This window comes from Arhodomonas sp. AD133, from assembly GCF_051195215.1.
Lineage (GTDB): Bacteria > Pseudomonadota > Gammaproteobacteria > Nitrococcales > Nitrococcaceae > Arhodomonas.
In genome coordinates this window covers 73,076-85,781 of sequence record NZ_JBNAZM010000011.1, presented here as the reverse complement: position 1 = coordinate 85,781, position 12,706 = coordinate 73,076, and the positions used below count along the sequence as shown (strand labels likewise).

At 66.0% G+C, this 12,706-nt stretch carries 9 protein-coding genes; 8 read left to right on the top strand and 1 reads right to left on the bottom strand.

What is annotated here, in order from left to right:
• The first annotated feature begins 20 nt into the window (after nt 1–20).
• From ACPEES_RS09060 to ACPEES_RS09050, 3 genes are all read left to right on the top strand, one after another.
• Nucleotides 21–497 carry a DUF494 family protein gene (locus ACPEES_RS09060; RefSeq protein ID WP_435103138.1) on the top strand — a complete coding sequence of 159 codons (477 nt, stop codon included), beginning with the start codon at nt 21–23 and terminating at the stop codon, nt 495–497.
• Between the two features lie 117 nt (nt 498–614).
• Nucleotides 615–2,942 carry a DNA topoisomerase I gene (locus ACPEES_RS09055; protein ID WP_435103137.1) on the top strand — a complete coding sequence of 776 codons (2,328 nt, stop codon included), beginning with the start codon at nt 615–617 and terminating at the stop codon, nt 2,940–2,942.
• A complete protein-coding gene (locus tag ACPEES_RS09050) occupies nt 2,902–3,516 on the top strand; it encodes an L-threonylcarbamoyladenylate synthase (protein ID WP_435103136.1) in 615 nt (204 codons plus the stop codon). The genes ACPEES_RS09055 and ACPEES_RS09050 overlap by 41 nt, the downstream gene beginning before the upstream one ends.
• A gap of 23 nt (nt 3,517–3,539) precedes the next feature.
• On the opposite strand, the gene ACPEES_RS09045 is transcribed toward ACPEES_RS09050, so the two are convergent.
• On the bottom strand, nt 3,540–3,923 hold the full coding sequence (locus ACPEES_RS09045; protein WP_435103135.1) for an antibiotic biosynthesis monooxygenase family protein: 384 nt from the start codon (nt 3,921–3,923) through the stop codon (nt 3,540–3,542).
• Nucleotides 3,924–3,987: 64 nt separating this feature from the next.
• Between ACPEES_RS09045 and ACPEES_RS09040 the strand changes: the two genes are divergently transcribed.
• The 5 genes from ACPEES_RS09040 to lpdA all read left to right on the top strand — a co-directional run bounded on the left by ACPEES_RS09040 (nt 3,988) and on the right by lpdA (nt 12,683).
• Nucleotides 3,988–4,425: a MarR family winged helix-turn-helix transcriptional regulator gene (locus tag ACPEES_RS09040; protein WP_435103134.1), complete on the top strand. Its 438-nt coding sequence runs from the start codon at nt 3,988–3,990 to the stop codon at nt 4,423–4,425.
• A 424-nt stretch (nt 4,426–4,849) separates the two neighbouring features.
• Nucleotides 4,850–5,779, top strand: a complete 930-nt coding sequence (gene hemF / locus ACPEES_RS09035; protein WP_435103133.1) for an oxygen-dependent coproporphyrinogen oxidase — start codon at nt 4,850–4,852, stop codon at nt 5,777–5,779.
• A gap of 415 nt (nt 5,780–6,194) precedes the next feature.
• Nucleotides 6,195–8,870: a pyruvate dehydrogenase (acetyl-transferring), homodimeric type gene (aceE, locus tag ACPEES_RS09030; protein ID WP_435103132.1), complete on the top strand. Its 2,676-nt coding sequence runs from the start codon at nt 6,195–6,197 to the stop codon at nt 8,868–8,870.
• Nucleotides 8,871–8,953: 83 nt separating this feature from the next.
• Entirely contained in the window at nt 8,954–10,669 is a 1,716-nt protein-coding gene (gene aceF / locus ACPEES_RS09025) for a dihydrolipoyllysine-residue acetyltransferase (protein ID WP_435103130.1), read from the top strand.
• Between the two features lie 220 nt (nt 10,670–10,889).
• Nucleotides 10,890–12,683, top strand: a complete 1,794-nt coding sequence (gene lpdA, locus ACPEES_RS09020) for a dihydrolipoyl dehydrogenase (protein ID WP_435103128.1) — start codon at nt 10,890–10,892, stop codon at nt 12,681–12,683.
• Nucleotides 12,684–12,706 lie beyond the last annotated feature (23 nt).

The window sequence follows — 12,706 nt, the reverse complement described above, 5'->3', positions numbered from 1 at the left end:
CGACTGCACAAGGCGCGCGGATGAAAGAGAACGTTTTCGACCTCCTGATGTACCTGTTCGAGAACTACTTCTATAACGAAGAGGAACCCGAGCCGGACAGGGAATCACTGGAGTCGGAGCTGTTCGAAGCGGGCTTCAGCCGTTCGGAGATCCGCAAGGCATTCGACTGGCTGGACGCCTTGGCGCGCAGCCGCGAGCTGCCCCCCGTCAGCGCCGATACACTGCATTCCGTGCGCGTATTCAGCGAGCGCGAATGCAATCGCCTGGACACGGAGGCGCGAGGATTCGTGTTCTACCTCGAGCAGGTCGGCATCCTCACGCCCAACAGCCGGGAACTGGTGATCGATCGCCTGATGGCACTCTCCGACGAGGAGACGGACCTAGACACGGTCAAGTGGATCGTGCTCATGGTGTTGTTCAGCCAGCCCGGTCAGGAAGAGGCCTTCGCCAGCATGGAGAATCTGGTTTTCGACGGCCCCAACAAGCTCATCCACTAGGATGGCGGGACGTTGACAATCGGCTCCGGGGCATTAGCTTCTCGAATAAACCCGAATTAATCCATTTCAGCGCATACCGCTATGGCGTCGCCGGTGAGCGCCGGAGACGAATTTTCTATGGGAAAAAATCTGGTCATCGTCGAGTCGCCGGCGAAGGCGCGCACCATCAACAAGTATCTGGGCAAGGACTTCGAGGTCCTCGCCTCCTACGGCCACGTGCGCGACCTCGTGCCCAAGGAAGGCGCGGTGGATCCGGACGACGACTTCCGCATGCGTTACCAGACGATCGAGCGCAACGCCAAGCACGTGGAGGCCATCACCAAGGCCACCCGCAAGGCCGACGCCGTCTACCTCGCCACTGACCCCGACCGCGAGGGCGAGGCGATCTCCTGGCACCTCTACGAGCTGCTCAAGGACAAGGGCGTGGTGGACGAGAAACCCGTCCACCGGGTCGCCTTCTACGAGATCACCAAGCCGGCCATCCAGGAAGCCATCGCCCATCCGCGCGGGCTCTCCGAGGATCTCGTCAACGCCCAGCAGGCGCGACGCGCGCTGGACTATCTGGTGGGCTTCAATCTCTCGCCGCTGCTGTGGCGCAAGATCACGCGGGGTCTGTCCGCGGGCCGCGTTCAGAGCCCGGCGCTACGCATGATCGTCGAGCGCGAGCAGGAGATCGAAGCGTTCGAGCCCCGGGAATACTGGACCGTCGAGTCCGACCTGGTGCAGAAGAACGAGCCGTTTACCGCCAAGTTGAGCCGCCTCGACGGCGACAAGGTCGAGCAGTTCACGCTGACCAACGAGACCCAGGCCACCGACGCCACCCGGCGGCTCGAGGAGGCTGCCGGCGGGGTGCTGCGCGTCACCAACATCGAGAAGAAGCAGCGCCGGCGTAACCCGGCCGCGCCGTTCATCACCTCGACGCTGCAGCAGGAGGCCTCGCGCAAGCTGCGCTTCTCCGCCCAGCGCACCATGCGCGTCGCCCAGCAGCTCTACGAGGGGATCGACACCGGCAGCGGCGCCATCGGCCTGATCACCTATATGCGTACCGACTCGGTGGCCCTCTCCCAGGAGGCGATCGGCAATCTGCGCGGCGTGATCACCGAGCGCTACGGCGAGAAGATGCTGCCGAAGTCGCCGAATCAGTACCGCACGCGCGCCAAGAACGCTCAGGAAGCGCACGAGGGCATTCGCCCGACGGACGCGAAACGTGACCCCGAGAGCCTCAAGGGCCACCTCTCGGAGGACCAATACAAGCTCTACGACCTGATCTGGAAGCGTTCAGTCGCCTGCCAGATGATCCACGCCACCATCGACACGGTGGCCGTGGACCTTGCCGCGGGCGACGTCGGCGTCTTCCGCGCCACCGGCTCGACCATCCGCGACCCGGGGTTCATGACCGTCTACATGGAGGACACGGACGACCCCAAGGGGCCAGCGGACAACAAGGAGCGCATCCTGCCGCCGCTCGTCGAGGGCGACGAGGTCACGCTCAAGGCCATTCGCCCGGAGCAGCACTTCACCGAGCCGCCGCCGCGCTACTCGGAGGCTAGCCTGGTGCGGGCGCTGGAAGAGCGGGGTATCGGCCGCCCGTCCACCTACGCGGCGATCATCTCCACGCTGCAGCAGCGCGGCTACGTGGAGATCGACAATCGCCGGTTCTTCCCCACGGACACCGGCCGCGTGGTGGCGAAGTTCCTCACCGACCACTTCGACCGCTACGTGGACTACGATTTCACCGCCCGGCTCGAGGACGACCTGGACGCCATCTCCCGCGGCGAGCGGGATTGGGTACCGGTACTGCGCGAGTTCTGGAACCCCTTCCGCGAGCGAGTCGAGGAGAAGGCCAACGTCTCGCGCGCCGAGGTGATGCAGGCACGCGAGCTCGGTACGGACCCCAAGAGCGGCCGACCGGTGCAGGCCCGCCTGGGGCGTTACGGCCCGTTCGTGCAGATCGGCACCCGCGATGACGAGGAAAAGCCCCGCTTCGCGAGCCTGCGGCAGGGGCAGAGCATCGAGACCATCACCCTGGACGAGGCGCTCGCGCTCTTCCAGCTGCCCCGGGACCTCGGCGAGACGCCGGAGGGCGAAGAGCTCCAGGTCAACATCGGCCGCTTCGGCCCCTACGTGCGTTTCGGCAGCAAGTTCGCCTCCCTCAAGAAGGACGACGACCCGTACACCATTACCCGCGAACGGGCACTGGAGCTGGTCGCCGAGAAGAAGGAAAACGAGGCCAAACGCACGATCAAGGAGTTCCCCGAGGACGGTATCCGGGTACTGCGCGGACGCTTCGGACCTTACATCACCAACGGCAAGAAGAACGCCAAGATTCCGAAGGACCGCGAGCCCGCCGAGCTCACCGTGGACGAGTGCCGCGAGCTCATCGCCAATGCTCCGGAGAAGAAGGGTGGCCGCCGACGAAGCACGACCCGGCGCAAGTCGAGCTGACCGCGTAGCCGTCACCGCCACACCGGGCTTTCGTCAGCGTGCGGCGGCGCGGTGCCTGCGTGGCGGCGGCGTCATCGCCTACCCGACGGAGGCAGTCTACGGTCTCGGCTGCGACCCCGGCGACCCGCGAGCAGTCGGCCGCCTGCTCGCGCTGAAGCACCGTCCCGTGAGCAAGGGGCTCATCCTCATCGCCGACCGAGTCGAGCGGCTGGCGGGCTGGGTGGATGCAGCAGCGCTGGCGAGCCGACAGGTACATGCCGACTGGCCGGGGGCGGTGTCGTGGGTGCTGCCGGCCGGACCACTTGCCGCATACTGGATCACCGGCATCCACGACAGCATCGCCGTACGCGTGACGGCTCACCCCGGTGCCGCGTCACTCTGCCGTGCCTGGGGCGCACCGCTGGTCTCCACCAGCGCCAACCCCGACGGCCGGGCCCCCGCCCGCACCGCCTGCCGCGTGCGAGGCTACTTCGACAACCGCCTGGACTACATCCTGGGCGGCCCCACCGGCGGCCGCAGTGCCCCGAGCCGGATCCGCCGCTGGCCCGACGGTGCCGTCCTGCGTCCCGGCTGACCCCCACGATCCCCGTTAATCGCTCATTGAACGGGCGGAGACAGCGACGCGTCGGGACTACCGGATGGCGCGCACGACCGTACGTGGACAATCTCGAAGAGCATTGGTTCGGCATTCGCCATTTCACCGACCGCCCGCATGTGCGGGATAGCGCTGGGATCCTGGAGCATCGCCTCGAAATCGTCACGGCTTCGCCATTGCGCGTAGTTCACCACCCGGGTGCCATCCTCGCTACGGTGGATATTCGCCGCGATGAAACCGGGGCGGTACTTCATCACCGTTTCTGTGGCGTGAACGAGCAGATCCACCAACTCCTGCTGACGTGACGGGGACACATCGAAAACGTTGATCAGGGTAAGCACTGGCTGCACGGGGTCGATGACGGTGACGTTCCTTGTAGCTGACATCGCTGTTTCCTTCAGTTATCAGGGTCCTGACAATGATATATCAGGTTCCTGATACAATAAACCAATGGTCACCACCTTCCCCGTCGAACAGCGGCTCGGCTATAAGATCAAGCGATTGCAGCAAGCGCTGCGTCACGCCATGGACGCGACGCTCGCCGAGTTGAATCTCACCACCGCTCAATATGCTGCGCTCTGCGCACTGGAAAACGACCCGGGTCTATCCAACGCCGAGCTGGCACGGCGCTGCTTCGTCACGCCGCAAACCATGCACCAAGTCGTCACCGGCCTCGAGCGCGCCGGCTTGCTGACCCCGGTCGCGCACTCCCGTCACAGCCGGATCCGCAGCCTCACCCTGACGGACGCCGCGCGCGACCGCCTGGATCGCGCTCACGACCGGGTGACGAACGTGGAGGCTCGTATGGCCGCTGACCTGACGAGCCACGAGCTCACTGTCACTACTCAGGCGCTGGAGAAATGCCGCAGCGCCCTGGAGGGTTACTAACCTTTGCGAAAGTATTGCCAGGTCTCAGCGCCACTGCGCGGCGGCTCGGCAAGGCGCGGGAGCGCCGGCGTGGCGAGGCTCACGTCAAGCGAACGCAACGCCGCCGAGGCGCCGCGCAGTGGCGCCCTGCGGGTGGCCGTGTGCGCCGCTGTGGACTGCGTTGCTCCTCGCTCATGTAGACCTTGCTACACCACGCTCCTCGCGCCTTGCCACAGCGGCGCACACGGTCACTGAGACCTGGCAATACTTTCGCAAAGGTTAGTACTACTACTAATCCGGTCACTAGGTAATACCGGTTCTCAATGCCCGTGTGCGCCACCGACATACCGCCGCGGCCCGTGCATCGCACCGGGCGACCACGGTAGGCTTGCCACGGTGACACGATACTGCGCCGCCGGCGGCGCGGCCCGGCCGCGGAGAGGACATGAGTGACGTCGACCCGAACACCGTACGAAGCTGGCTGAACCAATTGCAGGACCGCGTGTGCACGGCGCTCGCGGAAGCCGACGGTGGCCCGGAATTCCAGGAAGACACGTGGGAACGAGCGGAAGGCGGCGGCGGCCGGTCGCGGGTGCTCACCCAGGGCACCGTGTTCGAGCAGGCCGGCGTGAACTTCTCCCATGTCTACGGCGAAGAGTTGCCGGCCACCGCGAGTGCCCGCCGGCCCGAACTCGCAGGGCGGAGCTTCCAAGCCATGGGCGTATCGCTGGTGGTTCATCCGGAAAACCCCCATGTCCCCACGAGCCACGCGAACGTGCGCTTTTTCGTGGCCGAAAAGCCCGGCGCGGCGCCGGTATGGTGGTTCGGCGGCGGATTCGATCTCACGCCCTTCTATCCGGTCGCCGCCGACGTGCACCACTGGCACGCTACCGCTCGTGCCGCCTGCGCCCCCTTCGGCACCGATCTCTATCCGCGGTTCAAGCGCTGGTGTGACGAGTACTTCCACCTGCCCCACCGCGGCGAGGCTCGCGGCGTCGGTGGCCTATTCTTCGACGACTTCGATGAAGGCGGCTTCGATCACGCGTTCGGGTTCACCCACGCCGTAGGGGAAGCCTTCCTCGACGCCTATCTGCCCATCGTCGCACGCCGGCGCGGCACCCCATGGACCGAGGCCGAGCGGCGCTTTCAGCTCTACCGCCGCGGGCGTTACGTCGAGTTCAATCTGCTCTTCGACCGCGGCACTCAGTTCGGAATCCAGTCCGGCGGGCGCACCGAGTCCATTCTCATGTCCATGCCGCCCCTGGCGCGCTGGGAATACGGTTTCACCCCGGAGCCGGGCAGCCGCGAAGCGGAGCTCACCGACTACTGGCTCCAGCCCCGCGACTGGCTCGAGGAGCTTCGGGAAACGGCATAAATAACCCGGACTTTTTCCGCTGCGGCGCAACATAAACCGCCACCGAACCCCCTTCGGACAACTCTTAAGCCACTGATATTTTTCGATTTACCCGAGAATACCGTGGCCGTTCTTTCATAAGATTTGTGCCTGCACCTCTCAAATAAACCGGCGACACGGCTACTAGCATTACGGTAGCTTGGCGACACGCAGTCGACCTGCGAATTTGCAAGGCACTTCCGGACTGCAGCAAGGCGGTTCGGGAAGGTGCACAGGCGGCTGTCTATACTCGAATTCCAGAGAGCGCCCCCCGCATCACGGGAGGGGAGAGAATCCGCGCCGGCAGCGGGCCAACCGTGCCCGACGAGACGCCGCAGACTGAGAACCGCCCCGAGCCGCAAAGCGACGCCAGGGCGGCGATCCGAGAGGTGAGACCATGGCTGCACGCATGAAACCCACGCCCATGCCGGGTGATGCCGACCCCCAGGAGACTCAGGAGTGGCTCGAAGCGCTCGAAGCGGTGCTCGAATACGAGGGTACCGAGCGCGCGCATTTCCTGCTCGAGGCCCTGGTGGACAAAGCGCGTCGCCGCGGCGGCCAGCTGCCATTCAAGGCGACCACCGCGTACCAGAACACGATTCCGCCACAGCAGGAAGAGAAATCCCCGGGGGATGCCGCCCTGGAGTGGCGCATCCGGTCGCTGCTGCGCTGGAACGCAATGGCCATGGTGGTTCAGGCCAACCGGGACCGGGAGGGCATCGGCGGCCACATCGCCAGCTATGCCTCCTCGGCGACACTCTACGAAGTGGGCTTCAACCACTTCTGGCATGCCCCGTCCAAGGATCACGGCGGCGACCTGGTCTTCATCCAGGGCCATTCGGCGCCCGGCATCTATGCCCGCGCCTATCTCGAGGGGCGCCTCAGCGAGGATCAGCTCCACAAGTTCCGGGGCGACCTCATGGAAGGCGGACTGTCCTCGTATCCGCATCCATGGCTGATGCCCGATTTCTGGCAGCTACCCACCGTGTCCATGGGCCTCGGCCCGATCATGGGCGTCTACCAGGCGCGCTTTCTCAAATACCTGCACAACCGCGGCATCGCCAACACCGAGGACCGCAAGGTGTGGGTGTTCTGCGGTGACGGCGAGATGGACGAACCGGAGAGCCTCGGCGCCATCGGCGTGGCCGCCCGCGAGGGCCTCGACAACCTCATCTTCGTGATCAACTGCAACCTCCAGCGCCTCGACGGACCGGTGCGCGGCAACGGCAAGATCATCCAGGAGCTCGAAGGCGAGTTCCGCGGGGCCGGCTGGAACGTGCTCAAGGTGGTCTGGGGTTCCTACTGGGATCCGCTGCTCGCCCGCGACACCAAGGGCCTGCTGCGCCAGCGCATGGAGGAGTGCGTCGACGGCGAGTACCAGAACTTCAAGGCCAAGGGCGGCGCCTACACCCGCGAGCACTTCTTCGGGAAGTACCCGGAGCTCAAGGAAATGGTCGCCAACATGACCGATGACGATATCTGGCGCCTGAACCGCGGCGGCCACGATCCGCACAAGGTCTATGCGGCCTACGCGGAGGCCGTGAAGCACAAGGGCGAGCCCACGGTGATCCTGGCCAAGACGGTGAAGGGCTATGGCATGGGTGAGGCCGGCGAGGGCCAGAACATCACCCATCAGCAGAAGAAGATGGCCGAAGACGCGCTGAAGGCGTTCCGCGACCGTTTCCAGATCCCGGTACCGGACGACAAGGTCGCCGACGCGCCGTTCTACAAGCCCGACGAGGACAGCCCGGAGATGAAGTATCTGCACGAGCGCCGCAAGGCCCTCGGCGGATACTTGCCGGCCCGTCACGAGAGCGCCGAGCCGCTCGCCACGCCGGACCTGGACGCATTCAACGTCCTGCTCAAGGACAGCGGCGACCGCGAGATGTCCACCACCATGGCGTTCGTGCGGGCACTGTCGGTCATCGGACGCGACAAGAAGCTCGCCCGCCACCTGGTGCCCATCGTGCCCGACGAGGCCCGCACGTTCGGCATGGAGGGGCTGTTCCGCCAGCTCGGCATCTACTCCCCCAAGGGCCAGCTCTACGAGCCCCAGGATGCCGACCAGCTCATGTACTACCGCGAGGACAAGAAGGGCCAGATCCTCCAGGAGGGCATCAACGAGGCCGGTGCCATGTCCTCGTGGATCGCCGCGGCGACCTCGTATGCCAACCACGGCATCGAGATGATCCCCTTCTACGCCTATTACTCGATGTTCGGCTTCCAGCGTGTCGGCGATCTCGCCTGGGCGGCCGGCGACATGCAGGCGAAGGGCTTCCTCATGGGCGGTACCGCGGGACGGACGACGCTGAACGGCGAGGGTCTGCAGCACGAGGACGGCCACAGCCACCTGATGTCCGCGGCCATCCCCAACTGCGTCTCCTACGACCCGACCTACGCCTACGAAATGGCGGTCATCATCCAGGATGGCCTGCGGCGGATGTACCAGGACCAGGAAAAGGTCTTCTACTACATCACCATGATGAACGAGAACTACCACCAGCCGGCGATGCCCGAAGGCGCTGAGGAAGGCATCCGGCGTGGTATGTATCTCTTCGCCGAAGGCGGCAAGGGCAAGACCCGCGTCCAGCTCCTGGGCTCGGGCACGATCTTCCGCGAGGTGGTGGCCGCCGCCGAGCTGCTCAAGGAGGACTGGGGCGTCGAGGCCGATCTGTGGAGCTGCCCGTCGTTCACGGAGCTGCGCCGCGACGGTATCGACTGCGAGCGCTGGAATATGCTCCACCCCGACCAGAAACCGCGGCAGAGCTGGGTGGCCAGGCAGCTCGAGGGGCACAAGGGCCCGGCAATTGCCGCCACCGACTACATGCGCTCGTTCGCCGACCAGATCCGCCCGTACGTGGATCGCCGCTACGTGGTTCTGGGCACCGACGGCTACGGCCGCTCGGATACGCGCGAGGCGTTGCGCCGTTTCTTCGAGGTGGACCGCTACTACGTCGCGGTCGCCGCGCTGAAGGCCCTCGCCGATGACAGCGAGATCGACGCCAAGAAGGTCACCGAGGCCATCAAGAAATACAACATCGACGCGGATGCGCCCAACCCGGTGACGGTCTGAACCGTCACCGCCACCCCGGGGCGGGCCACAAGCCCGCCCCGTTTGCATGCGCACGCCGCACCGCCGATCTGGAGGAAGATTCCGTGGCAGAGGTAAAAGAAATCAAGGTCCCCGACATCGGTGACTTCGACGAGGTGGACGTCATCGAAGTGCTGGTCAAGGCCGGGGACAGCGTCGAGGCCGAAGACTCGCTGATTACCCTGGAGTCCGACAAGGCCACCATGGAGGTGCCCTGCCCCGAGGCCGGCACCGTCACCGAGGTGCTGGTCAACGCCGGCGACAAGGTTTCCGAGGGTACTGCGGTCATCAAGCTCGAGTCAGCCGCTGCGGGCGAAACCGCCTCGGGCGGCGACGATACCGCCAAAGCCGATACGTCGGCGACCGCCGCGAACGACGCCGGCGACGACGACGCGGCAGCGGCAACCGCCCCCGAGCCCGCAACCTCGGGCGGCGGTGGCGTCGAAGAAGTGAAAGTGCCGGACATCGGAGACTTCGACGAGGTGGACGTCATCGAGGTCCTGGTCTCGGCAGGGGACAGTGTCGAGGCCGAGGCATCGCTGATCACCCTGGAATCCGACAAGGCCACGATGGAAGTGCCCTCGCCCAAGGCAGGCAAGATCACCGAGGTCCTGGTGAGCGCGGGGGACAAAGTCTCCGAGGGCACACCCATCGCCCGAATCGAGACCGCCGGCGGCGGCGCAGCCGCCGCACCGGCGGCGAACGAGCAACCGGCCCCGCGCCCTGAGCCCGAGCCGGCGGCCAAGGCCGAAACCGGCACCAACGGCACGGTCACCCCCGGCCCCAGCGTCGGTCGTTCGCTGGAAGCGGATCACGAGCCCATCGAGCAACCCATCGAGCCGGAGCGCCAGAAGCTCGCTCACGCCAGCCCCTCGGTGCGGCGCTTCGCCCGTGAGCTCGGTGTCGACCTCGGCCAGGTACGGGGCACCGGCCCCAAGGGGCGGATCACCCAGGATGACGTTCAGGGCTTCGTAAAGGGCGTGATGCAGGGCGGTGGCGGCGCCGGCAGCACTGCGCAAGCCCCGGCGCCCGTTCCCGGCGGCACCGGGCTGCCGCCGATTCCCGAGGTGGATTTCTCCAAGTTCGGCGAGGTCGAGGAGAAGCCGCTGTCGCGAATCAAGCAGAAGAGCGGACCGCATCTGCACCGCAGCTGGGTCAACGTACCCCACGTCACCCAATTCGACGAGGCGGACATCACGGAGATGGAGGCCTTCCGCAAGACCGAGAAGGACGCTGCGGAAAAGGCCGGCGTGAAGCTTACGCCACTCGCCTTCCTGGTGAAGGCCTCGGCCGCGGCGCTCAAGCGCTTCCCGGAGTTCAACAGCTCGCTGAAGCCCAGCGGGGACGCGCTGATCCTCAAGCATTACGTGAACGTGGGCGTCGCCGTGGATACGCCCAACGGCCTGGTGGTGCCCATCGTCAAGGACGCCGACAAGAAGGGCATCTACGACATTGCCGGCGATCTGGCCACCATCAGCGGCAAGGCCCGCGACGGCAAACTCGGCCCCAGCGACATGCAGGGGGGCACCTTCAGCATCTCGAGCCTCGGCGGCATCGGCGGCACGGCGTTCACGCCCATCGTGAACGCGCCGGAGGTAGCGATCCTCGGGGTTTCCCGCTCGGAGATGAAGCCCAGGTGGAACGGCAAGGACTTCGAGCCGCGGCTGATGCTGCCGCTGTCGCTGTCGTACGATCACCGCGTGATCGACGGCGCCGCGGCGGCGCGATTCACCACCTACCTGGCGCAGCTCCTCGGCGATCTGCGCCGGCTGGTACTGTAACCGGGTATCTATAGCCACTGTGGCGCTGGGTGGCAGGGGGGGCGGTCTCGGCAGACACGCCGTGAATATGTCCCTGTAGGCTCGTAGGTCACCGTCCAGGCGACCTGCGGTCCGCCGAGATCAGCCCGCCCCCTGCCACCCGGCAACCGCAGCAGGAATGACTCCGAACCTCGGTGGGTCGGTCACACCGATCCACCCACCCAACAAGGGAAAGCGATCCATGGCAGACGTGAAGGAAGTCAAAGTCCCCGACATCGGCGACTTCGATGCGGTGGACGTCATCGAGGTGCTAGTCGCGCCCGGCGACACCATCGAGCCCGAGCAGTCGCTGATCACCCTCGAGTCCGACAAAGCGACCATGGAGGTACCGTCGCCGGTCGCCGGCAAGGTCACCGAGCTCAAGGTCAAGGTGGGCGAGAAGGTCGCCGAGGGCGATGTCATCCTGCTCGCCGAGGTAAGCGGCGAAGCCGGGGATGAGCCGGGCGGCGAAGCAGAGACCGAAGCGGGGGCGGAGAAACCGGCTGCCGCCGCAGCCGGCGGCGAGACTGCGCCGGCGCAGGGGCCAACACGGGCCGACACGGGCCCTGCTCCCGAAGACGCCGACTGCGACATGCTCGTCATCGGTGCCGGCCCCGGCGGCTACTCCGCCGCCTTCCGCGCCGCCGACCTGGGGCTGAAAACCATCCTGGTGGAGCGCTACCCGAGTCTCGGCGGCGTCTGCCTCAACGTGGGCTGCATCCCCTCCAAGGCGCTGCTCCACGCCGCCAAGATCATCGACGAGGCGGAATTCTTCGCCGAGAACGGCCTCGAATTCGGCACGCCCAAGATCGATCTGGAGAAACTGGGTGCGTGGAAGGACAAGGTCGTCGGCAAGCTCACCGGCGGACTCAAGGGCCTCGCCAAACAGCGCAAGGTCGAGGTGGTGACCGGGCAGGCACGGTTCGTCGACGACCACCGCGTCGAAGTGGTGGATGACAACGGTGAGAATCGTCCGCTGACCTTCCGCAACTGCATCATCGCCGCCGGATCGCGACCGGCCGCGCCGCCGGGCTTCGATCTCGACCATCCGCGCATCATGGACTCCACCGACGCGCTCAAACTGGAGGACATTCCCGAGCGGATGCTGGTGGTCGGGGGCGGCATCATCGGCCTGGAGATGGCGACCGTCTACGACGCCCTGGGCTCGAAAATCACCGTCGTGGAACTCCTCGACGGGCTGATGGCCGGCGCCGATCGCGACATCATCAAGCCGTTCCACAAGCGCATCGGCAAGCGTTACGAGAACATTTTCCTCAATACGAAGGTCACCGGCATCGAGCCCGGCGACGACAGCGTCAAGGTCACCTTCGAGGGCGACAAGGCACCGGCGGAGGACACCTTCGACCGCGTGCTGGTCTCCGTGGGTCGGCGGCCGAACACCGATCTGCTCAACCTGGAGGCCACCGGCGTGGAGGTGAACGAGCAGCGCTGCATCGCCGTGGATGAGCACCTGCGCACCAGCGTGCCGCACATCTACGCCATCGGCGACATCGTCGGCCAGCCCATGCTCGCCCACAAGGCCGTGCACGAGGCTCACGTCGCCGCCGAATGCGCCGCCGGCGAGAAGAGCGCCTTCGATGCCCGCGTGATTCCCTCGGTGGCCTATACCGACCCGGAGGTGGCCTGGGTCGGCCTCACCCAGGAGGAAGCCAAGGCCCAGGGCGTCGAGGTGGAGGTGGCCTCCTTCCCCTGGGCGGCCAACGGTCGCTCCCTCTCCCTCGGACGCGAGGAGGGCATCACCAAGCTCATCTTCGACGCCGAGACCGAGCGGGTGCTCGGCGGCGGCATCGTCGGCCCCAACGCCGGCGATCTCATCGCCGAGGTGACACTCGCCATCGAGATGGGCGCGGACATGCACGACATCGGCCTGACCATCCACCCGCACCCGACGCTCTCGGAGACGGTGGGCATGGCTGCCGAGGCTGCCGCGGGCACCCTCACCGACCTCTACATTCCGAAGAAGAAAAAGCGCTAGAATGTGACACACGCGTGACGGTC